The 19,524-nt window shown below is 70.7% G+C and carries 23 protein-coding genes; 18 read left to right on the top strand and 5 right to left on the bottom strand.

Annotated features, from left to right (window positions below):
* Positions 1-36 precede the first annotated feature (36 nt).
* The 3 genes from ABZX22_RS11730 (at position 37) to ABZX22_RS11720 (ending at position 2,175) form a co-directional block, all read left to right on the top strand.
* Positions 37-369 (top strand): MmcQ/YjbR family DNA-binding protein, encoded by a 333-nt coding sequence (locus ABZX22_RS11730; RefSeq protein ID WP_354907684.1) that lies wholly within the window; start codon positions 37-39, stop codon positions 367-369.
* A gap of 445 nt (positions 370-814) precedes the next feature.
* Complete coding sequence (locus ABZX22_RS11725) at positions 815-1,570, top strand: aminoglycoside phosphotransferase family protein (RefSeq protein WP_354907682.1); 756 nt, start codon at positions 815-817, stop codon at positions 1,568-1,570.
* 212 nt (positions 1,571-1,782) lie between these two features.
* Entirely contained in the window at positions 1,783-2,175 is a 393-nt protein-coding gene (locus ABZX22_RS11720) for a hypothetical protein (RefSeq protein ID WP_354907681.1), read from the top strand.
* Here ABZX22_RS11720 and ABZX22_RS11715 read toward each other — a convergent pair.
* From ABZX22_RS11715 to ABZX22_RS11705, 3 genes are all read right to left on the bottom strand, one after another.
* Positions 2,162-2,488: a DUF742 domain-containing protein gene (locus tag ABZX22_RS11715; protein ID WP_354907680.1), complete on the bottom strand. Its 327-nt coding sequence runs from the start codon at positions 2,486-2,488 to the stop codon at positions 2,162-2,164. The genes ABZX22_RS11720 and ABZX22_RS11715 overlap by 14 nt on opposite strands.
* An 87-nt stretch (positions 2,489-2,575) precedes the next feature.
* Positions 2,576-2,878 carry a barstar family protein gene (locus ABZX22_RS11710; protein WP_354907679.1) on the bottom strand — a complete coding sequence of 101 codons (303 nt, stop codon included), beginning with the start codon at positions 2,876-2,878 and terminating at the stop codon, positions 2,576-2,578.
* On the bottom strand, positions 2,875-3,252 hold the full coding sequence (locus ABZX22_RS11705) for a ribonuclease domain-containing protein (protein ID WP_354907675.1): 378 nt from the start codon (positions 3,250-3,252) through the stop codon (positions 2,875-2,877). Before ABZX22_RS11705 ends, ABZX22_RS11710 begins: the two co-directional genes overlap by 4 nt.
* A gap of 51 nt (positions 3,253-3,303) precedes the next feature.
* Here ABZX22_RS11705 and ABZX22_RS11700 point away from each other — a divergent pair, with 51 nt between their 5' ends.
* The 7 genes from ABZX22_RS11700 to rfbD all read left to right on the top strand — a co-directional run bounded on the left by ABZX22_RS11700 (position 3,304) and on the right by rfbD (position 9,644).
* Positions 3,304-4,185, top strand: a complete 882-nt coding sequence (locus ABZX22_RS11700) for an EamA family transporter (RefSeq protein ID WP_354907674.1) — start codon at positions 3,304-3,306, stop codon at positions 4,183-4,185.
* The gene (locus ABZX22_RS11695) at positions 4,148-4,762 is read left to right on the top strand and encodes a GntR family transcriptional regulator (protein ID WP_354907673.1); all 615 of its coding nucleotides are present in this window, start codon (positions 4,148-4,150) and stop codon (positions 4,760-4,762) included. Before ABZX22_RS11700 ends, ABZX22_RS11695 begins: the two co-directional genes overlap by 38 nt.
* Before the next feature lie 28 nt (positions 4,763-4,790).
* Entirely contained in the window at positions 4,791-5,132 is a 342-nt protein-coding gene (locus tag ABZX22_RS11690; RefSeq protein ID WP_354907672.1) for a hypothetical protein, read from the top strand.
* A 219-nt stretch (positions 5,133-5,351) separates the two neighbouring features.
* Complete coding sequence (locus ABZX22_RS11685) at positions 5,352-6,806, top strand: sugar transferase (RefSeq protein WP_354907671.1); 1,455 nt, start codon at positions 5,352-5,354, stop codon at positions 6,804-6,806.
* A gap of 2 nt (positions 6,807-6,808) precedes the next feature.
* On the top strand, positions 6,809-7,873 hold the full coding sequence (locus ABZX22_RS11680; protein WP_354907670.1) for a glucose-1-phosphate thymidylyltransferase: 1,065 nt from the start codon (positions 6,809-6,811) through the stop codon (positions 7,871-7,873).
* Complete coding sequence (gene rfbB / locus ABZX22_RS11675; RefSeq protein WP_354907668.1) at positions 7,870-8,796, top strand: dTDP-glucose 4,6-dehydratase; 927 nt, start codon at positions 7,870-7,872, stop codon at positions 8,794-8,796. The genes ABZX22_RS11680 and rfbB overlap by 4 nt, the downstream gene beginning before the upstream one ends.
* The gene (rfbD, locus tag ABZX22_RS11670) at positions 8,793-9,644 is read left to right on the top strand and encodes a dTDP-4-dehydrorhamnose reductase (protein WP_354907666.1); all 852 of its coding nucleotides are present in this window, start codon (positions 8,793-8,795) and stop codon (positions 9,642-9,644) included. Before rfbB ends, rfbD begins: the two co-directional genes overlap by 4 nt.
* On the opposite strand, the gene rfbC is transcribed toward rfbD, so the two are convergent.
* Positions 9,626-10,195 carry a dTDP-4-dehydrorhamnose 3,5-epimerase gene (rfbC, locus tag ABZX22_RS11665; RefSeq protein ID WP_354907664.1) on the bottom strand — a complete coding sequence of 190 codons (570 nt, stop codon included), beginning with the start codon at positions 10,193-10,195 and terminating at the stop codon, positions 9,626-9,628. The two genes, rfbD and rfbC, sit on opposite strands and share 19 nt — an antisense overlap.
* A gap of 66 nt (positions 10,196-10,261) precedes the next feature.
* Here rfbC and ABZX22_RS11660 point away from each other — a divergent pair, with 66 nt between their 5' ends.
* Genes ABZX22_RS11660 through ABZX22_RS11630 form a run of 7 tightly spaced genes read left to right on the top strand, consistent with a single transcriptional unit; the run spans position 10,262 to position 17,579 of the window.
* A complete protein-coding gene (locus ABZX22_RS11660) occupies positions 10,262-11,464 on the top strand; it encodes a class I SAM-dependent methyltransferase (RefSeq protein WP_354907663.1) in 1,203 nt (400 codons plus the stop codon).
* Positions 11,461-12,270, top strand: a complete 810-nt coding sequence (locus tag ABZX22_RS11655) for a sugar phosphate nucleotidyltransferase (protein WP_354907661.1) — start codon at positions 11,461-11,463, stop codon at positions 12,268-12,270. Before ABZX22_RS11660 ends, ABZX22_RS11655 begins: the two co-directional genes overlap by 4 nt.
* Complete coding sequence (locus tag ABZX22_RS11650; protein WP_354907659.1) at positions 12,242-12,886, top strand: PIG-L family deacetylase; 645 nt, start codon at positions 12,242-12,244, stop codon at positions 12,884-12,886. The genes ABZX22_RS11655 and ABZX22_RS11650 overlap by 29 nt, the downstream gene beginning before the upstream one ends.
* A 16-nt stretch (positions 12,887-12,902) precedes the next feature.
* Complete coding sequence (locus tag ABZX22_RS11645) at positions 12,903-13,922, top strand: SDR family oxidoreductase (protein ID WP_354907657.1); 1,020 nt, start codon at positions 12,903-12,905, stop codon at positions 13,920-13,922.
* Positions 13,919-15,187, top strand: a complete 1,269-nt coding sequence (locus ABZX22_RS11640; protein ID WP_354907656.1) for a DUF4910 domain-containing protein — start codon at positions 13,919-13,921, stop codon at positions 15,185-15,187. Before ABZX22_RS11645 ends, ABZX22_RS11640 begins: the two co-directional genes overlap by 4 nt.
* Entirely contained in the window at positions 15,156-16,115 is a 960-nt protein-coding gene (locus tag ABZX22_RS11635; protein ID WP_354907655.1) for a hypothetical protein, read from the top strand. Before ABZX22_RS11640 ends, ABZX22_RS11635 begins: the two co-directional genes overlap by 32 nt.
* A gap of 15 nt (positions 16,116-16,130) precedes the next feature.
* Entirely contained in the window at positions 16,131-17,579 is a 1,449-nt protein-coding gene (locus ABZX22_RS11630; protein WP_354907653.1) for an oligosaccharide flippase family protein, read from the top strand.
* Between the two features lies 1 nt (position 17,580).
* Here the strand turns inward: ABZX22_RS11630 and ABZX22_RS11625 are convergent, their stop codons facing one another.
* A complete protein-coding gene (locus ABZX22_RS11625) occupies positions 17,581-18,501 on the bottom strand; it encodes a glycosyltransferase (protein ID WP_354907651.1) in 921 nt (306 codons plus the stop codon).
* Between the two features lie 170 nt (positions 18,502-18,671).
* Between ABZX22_RS11625 and ABZX22_RS11620 the strand changes: the two genes are divergently transcribed.
* Complete coding sequence (locus ABZX22_RS11620; protein ID WP_354907650.1) at positions 18,672-19,502, top strand: hypothetical protein; 831 nt, start codon at positions 18,672-18,674, stop codon at positions 19,500-19,502.
* Positions 19,503-19,524: the final 22 nt, after the last annotated feature.

Here is a 19,524-nt window from a genome sequence, read left to right as displayed (position 1 = left end):
CCCGAACTGTCGGTGCGGTTTGGTTACATCGTGGTCATGGGAGTGAGCGTCGAGGAGTTCCTGCGTATCGTCATGCGGCTGCCGGAGGTGTCGCAGCACGAGAGCGCCGGCTACGTCGGTTTCAAGGTGACGGGCAAGGGGTTCGGCTACCTGTGGGAGGAGACCGAGACGGTCGGGCTCAAGGCCACGATCGAGGAACAGCTCGCGATGGTCGCCGAACGGCCCGAGGTGTTCGAGGCCCAGTTCACGGCGGGCAGGTTCGGCTGGGTCGTGGTGCACCTCGACGGCATCGAGGCCGACGAGCTGAGCGAGATGGTCCTCGAGGCGTGGTCCCTGTCGGCGCCCAAACGGCTGCTGAGCGCCGTGTGATGCCCTTATGGGGCGCGTTTCGCGCGTGAAGGGCTCGGGCGGGGAGCCGGGGCCGGCCCTGTGGCGTGGTCAGCGGGGATCGACGATGCGGCCGTGCCTGATCGCGACGGCCAACAGCAGGACGGAGGCCGCGACCGCCACCCCGCGGGTAGAGCGTGCCGGCCTTCATGTGGGGCATCCCGGCCCGGTCCAGGCGCTGGAGCAGGGCGTAGCCGTAGTCCTCGCCGGTCTCGGCGAGCAGGGCCAGCACGGCGAGGTCGAGCACCCCGCGCAGCCACTGTGTCCGCCTGGACGTCACGTCCGCCATGAAAGGACGGTAACACCAACTAGTAGGCGTCGCATAGTAGTAGGCGTGACAGACTCAGGCGCAGCGGGACGGCCGGCGTCCGCGGGGCAGGGGCGGGCGTGTGACATGATCGGCGAGATCATGGTTTACTTCGCACCCGTGAACGTGACTCAGGGGTGGGACAGCGTGGCGACGCTGGTCGACGGCCGATGGATCGAACGGCGCCCGCGCCGGCCCGAGGTGGCCGGGCTGCTGATGATGGAGACCACGGTGATGCCATGGCTGGCGCCCCAGCTTCCGATGCGGGTCCCCGTGCCGCACGTGGCCGGCGACGACCCGCTGGTCGTCCGGCATGAGGCCGTTCCTGGCGACCCGGTGCGGGAGCTGACGGCTGCCCACGGCCGCCAGGTCGGCGCCTTCCTCGGGGCGCTCCACCGGGCGGACGTCGGGGAGGCGGTCGCGCGGGGCCTGCCCGACGACGCGGTGAAGGGACGCGAAGCCCTCGTCGAACGGCTGCGTGACGTGGTCGTGCCGCTGCTGCCCGACCCCCGTCCCGCGCATGCGCTGCTCGACAGGGTCGCGGGGTTGCCCGCCGACACGGTCGTCCACGCGGACCTCGGCCCCGAGCACCTGCTGTCCGAGGGCGGCGAGCTGACCGGCGTGATCGACTTCTCCGACGCCCACGTGGGCGACCGGGCGCTGGATCTGTCCTGGATCCTGTACGGCACGCCGCGCCCCTTCGCCGACGCCGTGGCCGCCGAGTACGGCGTGAGCGAGCAGGAGCGGGACCGCGCCCTGGTCTGGCACCGCCTGGGCCCCTGGCACGAGGTCCTGCACGGGCTCGACACCGATGACCCGTCCAGCGTCGAGTCCGGCCTGGCCGGGGTCGTGACGCGCCTCGACGCCGAGGGCTGAAGGGGAGAAGTCGAGGGCTGAAGGGGAGAAATCGGAATGCCGCCGCCGCGGCGGGGCCGCTAGCCTCGCGTCGTGACGGTTGCTCACGACGAGGTCTTCGCACGGTTCGGCATCCCGCCCCAGGAGTCGATCTACGCGCGCAGCGGTTCGCCACGCCCTCGAACGGCACGCGCGGCTGGTCACCGACTGATCCGCTCCTCTACCCTCGGGCTGTGGACAGCGAGAGCCGGGCGGCGGCCGGCCTGCTGACGGCCATGAGCCGGGCGGCGGCCGCGTTCGACGAGCTGCGCCATCCGTACGCCAGGCGCGAGCCGCTGACCTACTTCCAGCCGGACGGGTGGACGACCGGGGTGCTGTTCACCCTGCCCGACGGGCGGCTGGTGCGGTTCTCGGTGTCCTTGACCCACACCAGGACGGCCTTCCGCGTCAGCGGCGCGGCGCTGGTGGAGGAGCGGGCGCTGATCGAGCCGGTGGACCGGAGTTCCGGGAGCGTCCACGAGGTGGTGTCGATCCTGGAGGACACCGTGGGGGAGGTCGTCTCACCCGCGAGGTGGCTGCTCGACCGGCTGGTGGAGGAGATCGCGGAAGAGGTCACAGAGATCTGAGGCCCTGCAGCACGTCGCGCAGCACGCCCACGTCCTCGGCGGCGTGCCGTACGGTGACCAGCTGGCGTTCGCGCAGGTCGCCCAGCAGCACGCGGACCACGCCGATCGACAGCCCGGTGGTGGAGGCGACCTCGGCGACGGAGACGGGGTGGCGGCAGGCGGCGAGCACCCTGAGGTACTCGGGGGTGAGCCCGGCGGTGGGCGACGGCACGCCGGTGGCGGCCACGATGGCGATGAGGTCGAAGTCCTCGCCGGTCGGGCGGGTGCGGCCGCGCGTCATCATGTACGGCCGGACTAACCAGTCTTCACTCATTCCTCGCCTCCAGGAAGCGGCCACGCACTGGCACCCGCGGCCCCGTCGGTGACAGTATCCGCGGGGCCCTCGCGGCGACAAGGAAGGCTAGCCGGGCCGCAGCAGGACCGAGAGGGCGGCCGCACCGCCGGTGCCGTCGGCGACGGCGTCGGCCAGCACGCTGGTGATGGCGTCGTAGGCGTCGGGGTCGACCGCGCGCAACGCGCCCGGGTTCGACCAGATGAGCAGGTGCTCGCCGGGTGGCAGCCACGACAGGTCGGTGAGGCTGTCGTAGAGCGCGTCGAGGTTGTGCCCGAAGTAGCAGGGGAACCTCAGCGTGGCCGCGATCGCGGTCATCACGCCGTCGGGCGTGTGGAGCGCGGCTCCGTGGATGTGGTGCTCGAATCTCATCGTTTCACGTCTACCGCGACGAAGGACCGGTAGTGGTCTCCGGTGTAGTAGAGCTCCCCGGTCCGCTCTCCGGTCACGAGCCGTCGCGGGCCCCTGTCGCGTGCGCCTGGGGTGGGCACGGTGTACTCGTGGTAGTACCCGCGTTTGCGCTGTGGCAGGAGGCGTTCGCGGTTCTGGAAGACGACGCCGTCGCGCCGGTAGGGGAAGGGCCCGCCGTCCTGGATGAGGTGCCAGGTCGCCGCCGCCTCGGGCGGAAGCGTGGACAGCTCGCGTACCGGCAGGTCGGGTGGGGCGGCGGCTGCGGCGCTCCCGATGAAGGTTCCGATGGCCAGCGGGATCGCCGCGACGCCCCTGAGATTCACCTCACGTGACATACCCGGGCAAATGTGTAGACGAACGTTGTCTAGTTGTCAGACAATGTGCCCATGAAGAACGTCCTCGCCGCCGCGGTCCTCTGGGGTACGGCGGGCACGGCAGGCTTGCTGATCACCGCCGACCCCGTCTCCGTCGCGGCCGCCCGCCTCGTCATCGGCGGCCTCGCGCTCGCCTTCATGGCCAGAGGGGTGCGGATCACGCCCGCCCTGCTGCTGGGCGCGGTCGCCGTGGCCGCCTACCAGCTGTGCTTCTTCGCCGCGGTCAGCCGTACCGGGGTGGCCATCGGCACCGTCGTCGCCATCGGCAGCGGTCCGGTCTTCACCGGGCTGCTCTCCCGGCAGTTCTCGCCGCGCTGGGCCGCGGCGACCGCGGCGGCCATCGCGGGCTGCGCGGCGCTGATCGCCGGCGGCGAGGCCCAGGCGGGCGACCGGGTCCTCGAAGGGGTGCTCCTGGCCCTGCTCGGCGGCCTCATCTACGCCTTCTACGCGGTCACGGCGGCCCGCGCCATCAACGCGGGCGCGCCGTCCGACGGCGTGATGGGCGTCATGTTCGGCGGCGCCGCCGCCATCATGCTGCCGGTCCTGATCGCGACAGGCCCCGGCTGGCTCGCCGAGCCGCGCGGCCTGCCGGCCGCCCTCTACCTCGGCCTCGGCACCACCGCCCTGGCCTACTTCCTGTACGGCAGGGGCCTGCGCACCACCCCGGTCGCCACGGCGGCCACCCTCGCCCTCGCCGAACCGGCGGTGGCGGCGTTGCTCGGCGTCGTGGTGCTGCACGAGACTCTGAGCCCGGTCTCATGGGGCGGGCTGGTGCTGCTGGGCGCTAGCCTCGTGGCGGTGGCCGTCCCCGGAAGGGCCCGGGGGCGAGGGCCGATCCCAGAAAGGGAGTCGATCAGTGCTGAGACCGGTGTCGACGGTCAGCGCGCTGGCTGACGCGCTGCGGCAGCGGGTGCTGTCGGGTGAGATCGATCCGGGCACGTCGCTGCCCGAGCAGGAGCTCGCCGCGCTCTACGGCGTCGCCCGCCCCACGGTCAGGGAGGCGCTGGCCGTACTCGTGCACGAAGGGCTGCTCAGGCGCGAGCGCAACCGCAGCGCCTACGTCCCCGAGGTGACGATCGAGGATCTCGACGACCTGATGTTCGTGCGCAGGCCGCTGGAGGACCTGATGGCCCGCTCGCTGGCGGGCCGCCGGGTCGCCGAGGCCGACGCGGCGCTGGAACGGATGGCGGCGCTGCCGGACGAGGCGCCCTGGTCGGACGTGGTGGCCGAGCACATGGCGCTGCACCAGGCGCTGGTCGACGCCGTGGGCAGTCCGCGGCTGGTCAGGCTGTACGGCGTGCTGGCCGCCGAGACCCGGCTGGGCCTCGTCCGGCTGCGCCGGGTGTACGAGGACCGCGATCGGCTGGTGTCCGAACACCGCGCGCTTCTTGACGCGATCGCTCACGGTGACGCACAAGCGGCTGTCAAGGAACATCTCAGTCATTCCTGGGGCTCCGATCCCTTGCGGTAACCGGGCAGAAGTCGCAAGAATCGCGGCCATGCACGTGCCGGACTCCTACGTGTATGTCACCGAGGAGGGCGTGACCCGTCACTACGCTGACGGCAGCGTCGAGGCCCTCGCCTGGGAAGATGTCGTCGAGGTCCGGGTCGCGGCCGAGACGGAAGCCGAGATCCTCTACATCCTCCTCGACCGCGACGGGGAGGGCTGCGTCGTGCCGAAGTCGGCCACCGACGCCACGTTCCTCGCCCGCCTGCGCTACCTGCCCGACTTCGATCTCGACCGGTTGCACCTGGCGGCGCAGACCGCCCGTGACAAGGTGATCGTCGTGTGGCGCAGCCCGGAGCCGCCTTCCTCGCTCCCGGACCTCGAGTACGACTGATCACCCTGGGTGATCGATTGTGTACCTGGCATCATTGGACCGTTCCCGTCAAGCGTGACGCGCGTCCGATGTTGGTCATCTGCTGTTATTTCCGGATTCCGCATTGATCTTTAGTCTTTAGTGGGAATTGCCGCCCCTGGTGACGAAGCGAAAGGCGTTATCAATGGGGCGGAATGGGGCGTCTTGCGGTGTCGTAGCAGATTTCCAGGGTGGGGTGCTATGAGCGTGGGAGCGGGGGAGCCCGGTGTCGTGTTCCTTCAGGCGGCGCCACAACGGGCGCCGAGCATCTGGACTCGGAAGTATGTCCGCTTTCTTCGGGCAGGGGATGTCGCGTGCGCTTTTGCCGCCTGCATGGTGGTTCTGGGGACGAAACTGCTGTTCGGGGCGTACATCCCGGTCGAGGATGTCGTGGCCGGTGTCGCCCTGATGGCGTCCTGGCCCGTCACCATGCAGCTGAGCGCGGCCTACCGGGAGAGAGGGCACGGCGAGGGAAGTGAGGAATTTCGGGCGGTATTTAATGGCGGCGTGGGATTGATGGCAACCGTGGCAATTGGCGCATATGCCACGCAAACTAGCATCGCGCGCAGTCTGGTGATGGCCGCCCTTCCCCTCGCACTCGTCCTGACGCTGGCATTCCGGTTTCGGGTCCGCAAAAAACTGCATTTAGCCAGGGCCCACGGAAAGTACATGCGTCATGTCATCGCCGTGGGCCATCGCGCCGCCGTCCTCGATCTGATCATGCAGTTCCGCAGGGAGCCGCATCACGGGATGCGGGTCGTGGGGGTGTGCCTGCCCCGGACGCAGGGCGACCTCGACGTGGACGGTCTGCCGGTGCTCGGCGGGCTGCAGGACGTGGCCGCGGCCGTGTCCCTGACCCAGGCCGACGCCGTCGCCGTCGCCGCCTGCCCCGAGCTCGACGGCGACACGCTGCGCAGGCTCGCCTGGAGCCTGGAGGAGCAGCGCACCGACCTGTTCGTGGCGCCCGCGCTCATGGACGTGGCGGGTCCGCGCATCAGCATCCGCCCGGTCGCCGGGATGCCGCTGCTGCACGTGGACCACCCCGAGTTCGACGGGGCCAAGCAGATCGTCAAGAACGTCTTCGACCGCGTGCTGGCCGGCATCGCGATCGTCGTCCTGCTGCCGGCGTTCGCGCTGATCGCCCTGCTGATCCGGCTCACCAGCCCGGGGCCGGCGTTCTTCCGGCAGGTCAGGGTGGGCAAGGGCGGCGAAGAGTTCACGGTGTGGAAGTTCAGGACCATGATCGTGGACGCCGAGCGGCTCAAGCGCGCGCTGGAGCACGCCAACGACGGTGACGGCGTGCTGTTCAAGATTCGGAACGATCCAAGGATCACCAGGATCGGCGGATTCCTGCGCCGCTACTCCCTGGACGAGATCCCGCAGCTCTTCAACGTCATCAGCGGCCGGATGTCCCTGGTGGGCCCCCGGCCGCCGCTGCCGGAGGAAGTCGCCAAGTACGGCGCGGACGTACGGCGCAGGCTCGTCGTCAAGCCGGGCATGACCGGCCTGTGGCAGGTCAGCGGCCGGTCCGATCTCAGCTGGGAGGAGTCGGTCAGGCTCGACCTGCGTTACGTGGAGCGGTGGTCGCTCATCCTCGACCTCCAGATCCTGTGGAAGACCTGGTCGGCCGTGACCCGTGGAGAAGGGGCTTACTAGCGGTGAAAGCACTCGTGCTGGCGGGAGGCTCGGGCACCAGGCTACGGCCGATCACCCACACCTCCGCCAAGCAGCTCGTGCCCGTGGCCAACAAGCCCGTGCTCTTCTACGGCCTGGAGTCGATCGCGGCGGCGGGCGTCACCGAGATCGGCATGGTGGTGGGCGACACCCACGCCGAGATCGAGGCCGCGGTCGGCGACGGCGCCGCCTTCGGCACACAGGTCACCTACCTGCGCCAGACCGCTCCGCTCGGCCTCGCGCACGCCGTCCTCGTCGCCCGCGACTACCTGGGCGACGACGACTTCGTCATGTACCTCGGCGACAACTTCGTCGTCGGCGGGATCGGCGAGATCGTCTCCTCGTTCGCCGCCGAACGGCCCGACGCGCAGATCATGCTGACCAGGGTGGGCGACCCGCGCCAGTTCGGCGTGGCCGAGCTCGACCGCGACGGGCGGGTGGTCGGGCTGGAGGAGAAGCCCGCCGTGCCCAAGAGCGACCTCGCCCTCGTGGGGGTCTACCTGTTCAGCCCGGCCGTCCACGAGGCGGTTGCCGAGCTGAAGCCGTCGTGGCGGGGCGAGCTGGAGATCACCGACGCCATCCAGTGGCTGATCGACAACGGCCGCAGGGTGGAGTCGACCCGGATCACCGGCTACTGGAAGGACACCGGCAACGTCGAGGACATGCTCGAGGTGAACCGCCTGGTCCTGGAGTCGCTCGAACCGCGCCTGCTGGGCACCTCCACCGGCAGCGAGCTGATCGGCAGGGTCGTGGTGGAGCCGGGAGCGACGGTCGCCAACTCCCGTATCGTCGGTCCGGCGATCATCGGCGCGGGCGCGCGCGTCACCGACAGCTACGTCGGCCCCTTCACCTCCATCGGCGCCGACTGCGTCATCACCCGCAGCGAGATCGAGTACTCGATCGTGCTGCCCCGATCCTCCATCGAAGGGGTGCGCAGGATCGAGTCCTCCCTCATCGGCCACGACGTGCAGGTCACGCCCGCGCCCGACACACCAAGAGCCCACCGCCTCGTGCTGGGCGATCACAGCAAGGTGCAGATCAGTTCATGAAGAGAATCCTGGTCACAGGGGGTGCGGGCTTCATCGGCGCGCACTTCGCCCAGCTCGTCGCGGGCGAGGCCGAGGTGACCGTGCTGGACAGGCTGACGTACGCGGGGAACCGGCGCAACCTCGAGGAGGTCCCGCACACCTTCGTCCACGGCGACATCTGCGACCCCGGCCTGCTGGGCGAGGTCGTCCCCGGGCACGACCTCGTCGTCAACTTCGCCGCCGAGTCGCACGTGGACCGCTCGATCGAGGGCGCGGCCGAGTTCGTGCGCACCAACGTGCTCGGCACCCAGACGCTGATGGAGGCGTGCCTCGCGGCGGCCGTACCGCGGGTGGTGCAGGTCTCGACCGACGAGGTCTACGGCTCGATCGACACCGGGTCGTGGACGGAGGACGCGCCGCTGGCGCCGCGCTCGCCGTACGCGGCCTCGAAGGCGAGCGGCGACCTGATCGCCCGCGCCTACGCGATCACGCACGGGCTGAACGTGTCGATCACCAGGTGCGGCAACAACTACGGGCCGCGGCAGTACCCGGAGAAGGTCATCCCGCTGTTCGTGACCAACCTGCTCCAGGGCAGGAAGGTCCCGCTGTACGGCGACGGCGGCAACGTGCGCGACTGGATCCACGTCGCCGACCACTGCGCCGGCATCCGGCTGGTGGCCGAGCGGGGCGCCCCCGGCGAGGTCTACCACATCGCCGGCACCGCCGAGCTGACCAACAGGGAGCTGACCGGCCACCTCCTGGAGGCGTTCGGCAAGGGGTGGGACCAGGTCGAGCCGGTGGCCGACCGCAAGGGCCACGACCGCCGCTACTCCCTCGACGACAGCAGGCTGCGCGCGCTGGGCTACCGCGCGGCGATCCCCTTCGACCAGGGACTGAAGGAAACCGTCCGCTGGTACGCCGACCACCGGGACTGGTGGGCGTGAGCTGGCTGATCACCGGCGGCGGGAGCATGCTCGCCGCCGACCTGCTCGCGCTGCTGGCCCGCTCGGGAGAGCAGGTCATGGCGCCGACGCGTGCCGAGCTCGATCTGCGTGACGAGCGGGCGGTGCGTGAGCTGGTCAGCGGCTACCGGCCGCGCGTGGTGGTCAACTGCGCGGCGTGGACCGCCGTGGACGCGGCGGAGACCAGGGAGGCCGAGGCGCTGGCCATCAACGGGCGGGCGGTCGGGGTGCTGGCCGACGCGTGCTCGTGGGCGGGGGCGCGGCTGATCCACCTGTCGACCGACTACGTCTTCGACGGGCGCTCGCGCGTGCCGTACCGGGAGGACGACCAGCCGTCGCCGGTCAACGCCTACGGCAGGACGAAGCTGGCGGGCGAGCTCGCCGCCGCCGGGCACTACGTGGTGCGCACGGCCTGGCTCTACGGCGCGCACGGCCCCAACTTCGTCAGCACCATGATCAGGCTGGCCGCCGCGCGCGAGACCGTGGACGTCGTCGACGACCAGCGCGGCCAGCCGACGTGGACGGCCGACCTGGCCGCCTTCCTCGTCCGGCTGGCCGTGTCCGACCTGATGCCGGGCGTCTACCACGGCACGAGCTCGGGCGAGACCACCTGGTACGGCCTGGCCAGGGAGGTCTTCACCCTGCTCGGCGCGGACCCCGGCCGGGTGCGGCCGGTGCCGGGCGCTGCTTGTCCCCGACCCGCGTCCCGCCCCGCCAACAGCGTGCTGGCCAACACCAGGTGCGAGCCGATCAGGCACTGGCGGACGGCGCTGCACGCGGCCTGGCCGGCGCTGGCGACGGAGGAGGCCCGTCAGTGCCGTCCCGCGTAGAAGCGCCGGCAGGCGGCGTAGTCGGGCAGCAGCCCCGCCTCCAGGGCCGCCTCGAGGGTGGGCGCCGCGGCGTCCTTCTCCGACAGCAGCGGCTCCAGGTCCGGCCACGCGATGCCCAGGCTGAGCGGGTGCACGCCGTGCTCGCGGGACGGGGCGTACGGCGTGGAGCACAGGTAGACGACCGTGGCCTGCGCGCTCAGCGCCATGAACCCGTGCCCGAGGCCCTCGGCCACGTAGACGGCGGTCCGCTCGCGGTCGTCGAGCGTGACGGCCTCCCACCTGCCGAAGGTGGGGGAGCCGGCCCGGAGGTCGACCACGACGTCCAGGACGCTGCCGGCCGCGCACATCACGTACTTGGCCTGCCCCGGCGGCACGTCGGCGAAGTGGATCCCGCGCAGCACGCCCGCCTTGGACACCGAGACGTTGACCTGGGCGAGCTCGAAGGGAACCGGCAGGTCGGCGGCCCTGAATGCCTCCAGGAAGCTGCCGCGGGGATCGGCGTGGACCCGAGGGGTGAACGCCCACGCGCCGTCGATGCTGAGGGGCTTCATGATCCGAAGAGTAGCTGTAACACCCGCGCCTCCCACCCGAAGAACCCGTGTGTCTGGAGATGATGCATGACCATATGCCGGTTATGTGGTTCGCCTGATCTGGCGGACGTCGTCGACCTCGGCGCCACCCCGCCGTGCGAGCTGTTCCTCACCGCCGACCGGCTCGACCAGCCGGAGGCCACCTATCCGCTGCACCTGCGGGTGTGCACCTCCTGCTGGCTGGCGCAGCTGCCGCCGCTGATCACGCCGGAGGAGACGTTCACCGAGTACGCCTACTTCTCCTCCTACTCCTCCTCCTGGGTCGAGCACGCCAGGCGCTTCGTGGACGGGCTGGCGCTGCGGCCGGGGGCGTTCGTGGTCGAGGTGGCCAGCAACGACGGTTACCTGCTCCAGCACGTGGCCGCCCGCGGGGTGCGCTGCCTGGGCATCGAGCCGTCGGCCAACGTGGGCGCGGCGGCGGTGGAGAAGGGCGTGCCGACGCTGACGGCCTTCCTGACGCCCGAGACGGGGCGGCGGGTGCGCGAGGAGCACGGCCCCGCCGACGTCGTCGTGGCCAACAACGTCTACGCCCACATCCCCGACGTGGTGGGCTTCACCCAGGGCCTGCGCAGCCTGGTGGCCGACGACGGCGTCGTCTCCGTCGAGGTGCAGCACCTGCTGACGCTCGTGGAGCTCAACCAGTACGACACGATCTACCACGAGCACTTCCAGTACTACACGGTCGCCGCCGCGCAGCGGGCGCTGGCAAGCGGGGGTCTGACGCTCGTCGACGTCGACCTGCTTCCCACCCACGGCGGGTCGATCAGGCTCTGGGCCAAGCCGTACGGCACGCCGTCCCCGCGCGTGCACGACGTGATCGCCCGCGAGAAGGCCGCCGGGCTGCTGGAGCTGTCCGGATACGCCGACTTCGCCGGCCGGGTCGCCAAGGTCCGCCGCGACCTGCTGCGCTTCCTCATCGACGCGGCCGACGAGGGCAGGACCGTCGTGGGCTACGGCGCGCCTGGCAAGGGCAACACGCTGCTCAACCACTGCGGCGTCCGCCCCGACCTGCTGGCCTACACCGTCGACCGCAACCCCTACAAGCACGGCCGCTTCACTCCCGGCACGCGCATCCCCGTCCTGCCGCCCGAGCGGATCGCCGAGGACCGCCCCGACTACGTGCTCGTCCTGCCGTGGAACCTGCGGGACGAGCTGGTCGGGCAGCTCTCCTACGTCCACGAGTGGGGCGGCAGGCTGGTCTTCCCCATCCCGCGACTGGAGGTCGTGTGAAGGTCGTCCTCTTCTGCGGCGGTCGCGGCACCCGGATGCGCGACGGCGTCACCGACCTGCCCAAGCCGATGCAGCCGGTCGGCCCGCGCCCGCTCATCTGGCACGTGATGCGCTACTACGCCCACTACGGGCACAAGGAGTTCGTGCTGTGCCTGGGATACGGGGCCGAGCACATCAAGAGCTTCTTCCTGGACTACCAGGAGACCGCCTCCAACGACTTCGTCCTGCGTGACGGCAAGATCGAGCTGCTGTCGACGGACATCTCGGACTGGTCGATCTCCTTCGTCCACACCGGCACGGACTCGCCCATCGGCGAGCGGCTGCGCCGGGTGCGCGGCCACCTCGACGGGCAGGAGATGTTCCTGGCCAACTACGCCGACGTGCTCACCGACGCCCCGCTCGACGAGATGATCGACAACTTCCGGGCGTCGGACGCGGGCGCGTCGATGATGGTCGTGCCCCCGCCCGGCACCTTCCACTGCGTCGAGCTGGGGGCCGACGGCAGGGTCGGCGGCATCACGCCGGTCACCGAGATGCCGTTGTGGATCAACGGCGGCTACTTCGTCCTGCGCCCCGAGGTCTTCGACCGGATCCCGCCCGGCGGTGACCTGGTGGCCGACGCGTGCGCGGCGATGGCCAAGGAGGGCCGGCTGCTGGCCTACCCCTACCGGGGCTTCTGGCGGCCCACCGACACGGTCAAGGAGCGGGCCGCGCTGGACGAGGAGTACTCCAGGGGCGAGCGGCCCTGGGCGCTGTGGGAGGGAAGGCGGATCGCCGGTGTTTCGGCTCTCTCCCGCGCGGTCTGAGGAGATCGTGCTGCTCGGCGCCCACTGCGACGACGTGGCCATCGGGGCGGGCGGCACCCTGCTCGGCCTGTGCAGGGCCCGGCCGGGTCTGCGGGTCACGGCGCTGGTGCTGTCGGGCGGGGGCACCGTACGGGAGGCGGAGGAGCGCGCCGCGCTGGCCGCCTTCTGCCCGAAGGCCGAGCTCGACGTGCGCGTCCTCGACCTGCCCGACGGCCGCCTGCCCGCGCACTGGGAACGCGCCAAGCGGGCCCTGCACGAGCTGCGGGAGGGCTGCGACCCTTCGCTGATCCTCGCGCCCGCGCCGCACGACGCCCACCAGGACCATCGCGGCCTCGCCGCGCTGGTGCCCACCGTCTTCCGCGACCACCACGTGCTCGGCTACGAGATCCTCAAGTGGGAGTCCGACCTGGCCCAGCCCAGCGTCTTCGTGCCGCTGACCGACGACCTGATGGCCGAGAAGATCGGCCTGCTGCACGAGCACTATCCCTCGCAACACGGCCGGAGCTGGTTCGACGCCGAGGCCTTCGGCGCCCTGGCCCGGGTGCGCGGCGTGCAGTGCCAGCGCAGGTACGCCGAGGCGTTCCACGCCACCAAGCTCGTCATGGACCCCTGCTGATGACCAAGGAGCAGTTGTGCGCGTTCTGTTGACCGGCCACCAGGGCTATCTGGGCACCGTGATGGCACCCATCCTCACCGCGGCGGGCCACGAGGTGGTCGGCCTCGACTCCGGGCTGTTCGCCGACTGCGTGCTCGGCCCGGCACCCGCCGACCCGCCCGGTCATCCGGTGGACCTGCGCGACGTGCGGCCCGAGCACGTCGAGGGCTGCGACGCGGTGATCCACCTGGCGGCGCTGTCCAACGACCCGCTCGGCGCCCTCGCGCCCGAGCTGACCTACGACATCAACCACCACGCCGCCGTCCGGCTGGCCAGGCTCGCCCGCGACGCGGGCGTGCGGCGCTTCCTCTACGCCTCCACCTGCTCCGTCTACGGCGCGTCGGGAGGAGACGAGCTGGTCGCCGAGGACGCGCCGCTGCGGCCGGTCACCCCCTACGCCGAGTCCAAGGTGCGGGTCGAGGACGACCTCGCCGAACTGGCCGACGCCGACTTCTCGCCGGTGTTCCTGCGCAACGCCACCGCGTTCGGGTTCTCGCCGCGGCTGCGCGCCGACATCGTGCTGAACAATCTGGTCGGCCACGCGCTGCTGACCGGCACCGTACGGGTCCTGTCGGACGGCACGCCGTGGCGGCCGCTCGTCCACGCCCGTGACATCGCGCGCGCCTTCGAGCTGGCGCTGGCCGCGCCGCGCGAGGCCGTCCACGCCAGGGCCTTCAACGTCGGCTCGGAGCAGAACAACGTGACCGTCGCGGAGATCGCGGCCGAGGTCGTCGCGGCCGTACCGGGATCGCGGCTGCTCATCACCGGGGAGGCGGGCAACGACCCCCGCTCCTACCGGGTGGACTTCGCCCGCATCCGCGCCGCGCTGCCCGGCTACGAGGCGGGCTGGTCGGTCAAGGCGGGCGCCCACGAGCTGGTCGACGCCTACCGGGAGCACGGCCTGACCCAGGACGCCTTCGACCACCGCTTCACCCGCCTGGCCAGGATCGCCGCCCGGCGCGCCGACGGCACGGTCGACGAGACGCTGCGCCCATGAGGGAGCTGGTCGAGCGGCTGCACCCGATCTGCCGCAGCATGACGGGCGACGGCGTGCGGCGCACGCTGGCGATCATCGCCGAGACGATCCCGCTGGACCTGCACGAGGTGCCCACGGGAACCCGGGTCCTCGACTGGGTCGTGCCCCAGGAGTGGAACATCACCGACGCCTACGTCAAGGACGCGACGGGGCGCAGGGTGATCGACTTCGCCCGGTCGCCGCTGCACGTCGTCGGCAACAGCGTGCCGGTCGCGGCCACGATGACGCTGGAGGAGCTGCGCCCGCGCCTGCACACGCTGCCCGAGCAGCCTGACCTGGTGCCGTACCGGACCGGCTACTTCAAGCGCGACTGGGGCTTCTGCCTCAGCGAGAACGCGCTGAAGGAGCTGCCCGAGGGCGAGTACGAGGTCCGCATCGACGCCACGCTGGCCGACGGGCACCTGACCTACGGCGAGCACGTGGTGCGCGGCCGTACCGCCGACGAGGTGCTCATCTCGTGCCACACCTGCCATCCCGCGCTGGCCAACGAGACGCTCGCGGGCATCGCGGTGGCCGTCGAGCTGGCGGCCAGGCTGGCGCGCCGGCGGCCCCGCCTCACCTACCGGTTCCTGTTCGCGCCCGCGGCGCTGGGCGCGATCGCCTGGCTGGCCCGCAACAGGGACGCGGCGCACCGGGTCAGGCACGGCCTCGTGCTGGCCTGCGCCGGAGATCCGGGACGGCTGACCTACAAGCGCAGCCGCAGGGGCGACGCGCTGATCGACAGGGCGGCGGCGCACGTGCTGTCCACCCGCGAGCACGAGCTGCGCGACTTCGTCCCGTTCGGCTACGACGAGCGCCACTTCTGCTCGCCGGGCTTCGACCTGCCGGTCGGGCGGCTCACCAGAACGCCCAACGGCGAGTTCCCCGAGTACCACACCTCGGCGGACGACCCCTCGTTCGTCACCGAGGAGGCGATGGCGGACACCCTCGCCGCCGTCGAGGAGATCGTGCACGTCCTGGAGGAGGAAGGCACCTACATCAATCTCGAGCCGTACGGCGAGCCGTGGCTCGGACCACGAGGGCTGTACGGACGTCCCGACATCGACCAGATGGCGATCCTGTGGGTGCTCAACCTCTCCGACGGGGAGCACGGCCTGCTGGACATCGCGATTCGTTCGGGGCTCCCTTTCACCGCGGTGAGCGCTGCCGCGAGCGCACTAGCACGAGCCGGTCTGCTGAAAGAGGAGGAACACGATGATCGAGTACAGGGTCGGGGACCTGGTTGAGGTCCTCAGCGCCGAGGAGATCATGGCCACGCTCGACGAGAACGGCGAGCTCGACGGCTTGCCGTTCATGCCGGAGATGCTGGCCTTCTGCGGCCGGCGGATGACGGTCGCCAAGGTCGCGCACAAGCTGTGCGACACCGTCGAGCGCACCGGCATCCGGCGGATGCGCGACGCCGTCCACCTGGCCGAAGCGCGGTGCGACGGACAGGCGCACGGCGGCTGCCAGGCCGCCTGCCTCACCTACTGGAAGACGGCCTGGCTGAGGAGGGCCGACGGGCGGGAGCGGCCGCGGGCGGCCGGACCCGTCGACGTCACCCTCCTGGAGCGCGCCACCAGGAAGGCGCCGTTCGAGGACGGCGCCCCCCGCTACTCCTGCCAGTCGACGGAGATCCTGCGGGCGGCCCCGGAGCGCCTGCCGCTCAAGGACCTGCGCCAGTTCCTGTGGGACTACCGCTCGGGCAACACCGGCGCGCTCGAGACCCTGCGCGGTTTCCTGATCGCCCTGTTCGGCCGGCTGCAGGTGTGGAGCACCAGGATCCTGCCCCGGCGGCTGTGGTTCAGGGACGGGCTGCCGTGGGGGTTCCTCAAGGGCCGGGTCGCGGGCCCCACACCCGTTGCCACGCTCGACCTCGAACCCGGAGAGTTGGTGCGTGTCAGGTCCAAGGACGAGATCGCCGGCACCCTCGACGCCAACCTCCGCAACAGGGGCATGGGCTTCGACAACGACCTGGCCATGTACTGCGGCAAGACCGGCGTCGTCACCGGGAGGGTCGAGCGCTGCCTCGACGAGACGACCGGGCGGATGCTCGAGATGAAGACGCCCAGCGTCCTCATCGAGGGGTTCGTCTGCCCCGGCAGGCACAACTTCAACTGCCCCCGCGGCCACTTCGGCTACTGGCGGGAGATCTGGCTCGAACGAGTCGAGTGAAGGAGCGGAAGGCACATGCCGGAGACTGAGATCACCGACAGGGCGGGGTCGGCGGGCAAGGGCCTGAGGTGGGGGCTGGTGGCGCGGGTGGCCACCCGGCTCGCCTCCTTCGGCATGGGGCTGGTCCTCGCGCGCCTGCTGGCGCCCGCCGACTTCGGCGTCTACGCGGTCGCACTGGCCGCCCAGCAGTTCCTCTGGCACATCAACGACGCCGGCATCGTGGCCGCGATCGTCCAGTGGCGCGGCAGGATCGAGGAGGTGCTGCCCACCGCGACCACGATGGTGCTGACCTTCAGCCTCACCGTCTACGCCGCGTTATGGTTCGGCGCCCCCGCCTTCGCCGGGTTCGCGGGCAACGCCGAGGCCGCCGGCATGGTCAGGGTCATGGCGCTGCTGATCGTCATCGACGGATTCGTCGGGGTGCGCAGCGCCGTCCTGCTGCGCAGGTTCCAGCAGGGGAAGATCGCCCTGGCCACCATGATCGGCGTGGGCGTGCAGGTGCCGGTCGCGATCGGCGGCGCGCTGGCGGGCGCCGGGCCGTACAGCTTCGCCTTCGGGGCCGTCGCCTCCACCGGGGTGAGCGGCATCCTGATGATCATCTGGTCCGGGGCGCCGATCAGGTTCGGGCTGCGCCGCGAGCCGATGCTCAGGCTGCTGCGCTTCGGCATGCCGCTGGCCCTCGGCCTGGGCGTGGAGGCCCTGCTGCTGAACGCCGACTCCATCATCGTCGGCAAGGTGTTCGGCGCCACCGTGCTCGGCTACTACCTGCTGGCGCTCAACGTCTCTAACTGGGTCCCCGGGCTGATCGGAGAGGCGTTGCGGCACGTCACGCTGCCCGGCTTCTCCAGGGTCGCCGACGAGCGTCCCGAGGACCTGTCGGCCAAGGTGCAGCAGATCGTGCCCATGCTGCTGATCGTGGTGACGCCGGTCGCGGTGCTGGTCGGCGTGCTGGCGCCGGTCGTGGTGCCGTTCCTGTACGGCGAGCGGTGGCTGCCCTCGGCCGCGGCCCTGTCGTTCCTCATGGTGCTCATGGCCGTGCGGATGGTCATGAACACCTGCTCCGACGTGCTCACCTCGGTGGGCGCGGTCGGCTCCATCGCGATGCTCAAGGTCGTGTGGGCGGTGACGCTCATCCCGTCCCTGTACGCGGGCGCGCTCCTCGGCGGCATCCGCGGCGTGGCGATCGCGCACGCCGCCGTCGGCGTGCTGGTCACCCTGCCGCTGACCGGGGTGCTGCTGCGCCGGGCGGGCGTCGCGCTCGGGCCGATCGGCCCCGCGGCGGTCCGGCCGCTGCTCGGCGGGCTGGCGGCGGGCGGGACCGCCTGGCTGGTGATGACGGCGACCGACGGCGCCTTCTCCCTGGTACGGCTCGCGCTCGCGGGCGCCGCCGGCCTGGTCGCCTACGTTCTGGTGGGGATCTCCCGCGCCAGGTTCAGGGAGATCCGCACCCTCGTCGCCGGCTGACTCAGCCGGTCCTGCCGCGCACCAGCCCCACGCCCACGTGGGCGAGGTTGCGGGCCATCGGCACAACGTTGCGCCGCAGCCACGGGCGCATCGCGGCGTAGGCCCGCAGGCGCGCGCCGGGACGCATCGGCGTGTGGTTGATGACGCGCACCAGGCAGCGGCCCTCCTCCACGTTCGGCAGGAACCAGCGCGGGTTCTCCCGCGGCGCCTCGCGCCTGCGGAAGGTCCGCGCGTGGTTGGCCCTGCTGACGCTGCCGGCGTGGTTGCGGTGCCACAGCAGCGGCTCGTCGACCGCGACCATGGGGCCGAGCAGCGCGAGCTGCGCCAGGAGCACCCTGTCGCAGGCCACGACCGGTTGCAGCGGCATCGCCCGCTCCAGGACCTCGCGCCGCATCAGGCCGTAGAACTGCAGCGTCTCGTCGTAGAAGTCGAGCTTGGCGCGCAGCCGTACGATCGGGTCGGGATGGTCGGTGGCCGCCGTGGTGCGCCAGACCTCGATCAGCGTGCCCTCGCCGTCGACCTCCTCGGCGCCGGAGAAGGCCATCGAGGCCTCCGGGCGGTCGCGCAGCGCGGCCGCCAGCAGCGACAGGCGGTCCTTGCGGTACTCGTCGTCGGAGGTCACCCAGGCGAAGAAGGCGCCGCGCGTCTCCCTGACGATCCGGTTGTGCGTGGCGATGACGCCGATGTTACGGTCACGCCGCAGGTAGCGGACGCGTGGATCGTTCCTGGCCGCCTCCCGGCAGATCTCCTCGGTCGCGTCGGTCGAGCAGTTGTCGGCGATGACGAGCTCGAAGTCGGCGTCCTCCTGGGCGAGGATCGAGGCCAGCGATCCGCTCAGGTACGGCTCGCCGTTGTAGACGCACAGACCGAGCCCGATCTCCGGTGCCGCGCGCCCCACGAACGAGGGTGAATTTTCGGCCATTTGTCAGCCTCCATTACGGCGAAGCAAAAAGGCATGTCTGGATTTATCCGGGCTGGACTCGCTAGTCGGATAACCGTAACGTTGAAGGGCGATCTTCAGATAGAGGGCTGTAGGACCTGGTGGCGGATCGCCAGGAATATGTACCAATGCCAGAGGCGTGGGGGGTACATGTGGGCTTCTGGGAGAGTATTTTTGCGCTGTTACGTCGGAAATGGGTGACCTTACCGGTCCTCCTCGTCTCCACAGGTCTGGCCACCGTGGCCTTCTTCCAGGTTCCGGCCCGCTACGCGGCCAGCTCGTCCATGATCCTCGTCGCCCCTCCTTCGGGCGGCACCCTGTCCCTCGACAAGACCAAGCCGGTCGGCCTGACCAACCCGCTGCTGCAGTACAGCGACAGCATGCGGACGGTCGCCGGCATCCTCATCCTGACCATGAACAACCCCGCGATCCAGAAGGAACTGGGCATCGTGGAGGGCGGCGAGATCAAGCTCACCGTCGACGACGGCCGCTCCAACGCCGAGCTCATGGGCATCACCACGGCGGGCCCGTTCGTCCACGTCGCGGTGGAGGCGCCCGCCGGTGTGACCGTCCTGGACACCATCGCCAGGACGGAGAAGCGCATCCGCGCCGAGCTGCTCAACCAGCAGCGCATCCTGGGCGCTCCGCACAGCACCTACATCGCGCTCAACGACGTGACCACCCTCGCTCCCAAGGCGGTGTGGAGCAACACGATCATGGCGACGGCCGGGGCCTTCGGCTTGGGGGTGGCGCTGGGGCTCGGGTTGGCGTACCTGGTGGTCCTCCGCCGTGGCCGGGCCGTACCGGTGGCCGAGAACCGGCCCGAGCCGGCGGAAAAGAAGATCACACCGCCGCGCAAGATCAATGGCAGGGTCCTGGTCTTCGCCGAAGGCAGGGAAAAGGCCAGGAATGTGGAATCCACCGCCGACCGAACGACGCCGATCCCGGTCGTGAAAGACGATGACGAACCGGAAAACAGCTGATTTATCGTGCTTTATCGGTTAG

Origin of the sequence: Nonomuraea sp. NPDC003804, from assembly GCF_040610675.1 — a bacterium.
Taxonomy (GTDB): domain Bacteria; phylum Actinomycetota; class Actinomycetes; order Streptosporangiales; family Streptosporangiaceae; genus Nonomuraea.
This window is presented reverse-complemented; position numbering and strand designations above follow the sequence as displayed.

Coding starts and splice junctions, on each gene's coding strand:
- ABZX22_RS11730 (WP_354907684.1), top strand. CDS start 37: ATGGGAGTGAGCGTCGAGGAGTTCCTGCGTATCGTCATGCGGCTGCCG.
- ABZX22_RS11715 (WP_354907680.1), bottom strand. CDS start 2,488: ATGAGTGAAGACTGGTTAGTCCGGCCGTACATGATGACGCGCGGCCGC.
- ABZX22_RS11710 (WP_354907679.1), bottom strand. CDS start 2,878: ATGAGATTCGAGCACCACATCCACGGAGCCGCGCTCCACACGCCCGAC.
- ABZX22_RS11705 (WP_354907675.1), bottom strand. CDS start 3,252: ATGTCACGTGAGGTGAATCTCAGGGGCGTCGCGGCGATCCCGCTGGCC.
- ABZX22_RS11700 (WP_354907674.1), top strand. CDS start 3,304: ATGAAGAACGTCCTCGCCGCCGCGGTCCTCTGGGGTACGGCGGGCACG.
- ABZX22_RS11690 (WP_354907672.1), top strand. CDS start 4,791: ATGCACGTGCCGGACTCCTACGTGTATGTCACCGAGGAGGGCGTGACC.
- ABZX22_RS11685 (WP_354907671.1), top strand. CDS start 5,352: ATGAGCGTGGGAGCGGGGGAGCCCGGTGTCGTGTTCCTTCAGGCGGCG.
- rfbB (WP_354907668.1), top strand. CDS start 7,870: ATGAAGAGAATCCTGGTCACAGGGGGTGCGGGCTTCATCGGCGCGCAC.
- rfbC (WP_354907664.1), bottom strand. CDS start 10,195: ATGAAGCCCCTCAGCATCGACGGCGCGTGGGCGTTCACCCCTCGGGTC.
- ABZX22_RS11660 (WP_354907663.1), top strand. CDS start 10,262: ATGACCATATGCCGGTTATGTGGTTCGCCTGATCTGGCGGACGTCGTC.
- ABZX22_RS11640 (WP_354907656.1), top strand. CDS start 13,919: ATGAGGGAGCTGGTCGAGCGGCTGCACCCGATCTGCCGCAGCATGACG.
- ABZX22_RS11635 (WP_354907655.1), top strand. CDS start 15,156: ATGATCGAGTACAGGGTCGGGGACCTGGTTGAGGTCCTCAGCGCCGAG.
- ABZX22_RS11630 (WP_354907653.1), top strand. CDS start 16,131: ATGCCGGAGACTGAGATCACCGACAGGGCGGGGTCGGCGGGCAAGGGC.
- ABZX22_RS11625 (WP_354907651.1), bottom strand. CDS start 18,501: ATGGCCGAAAATTCACCCTCGTTCGTGGGGCGCGCGGCACCGGAGATC.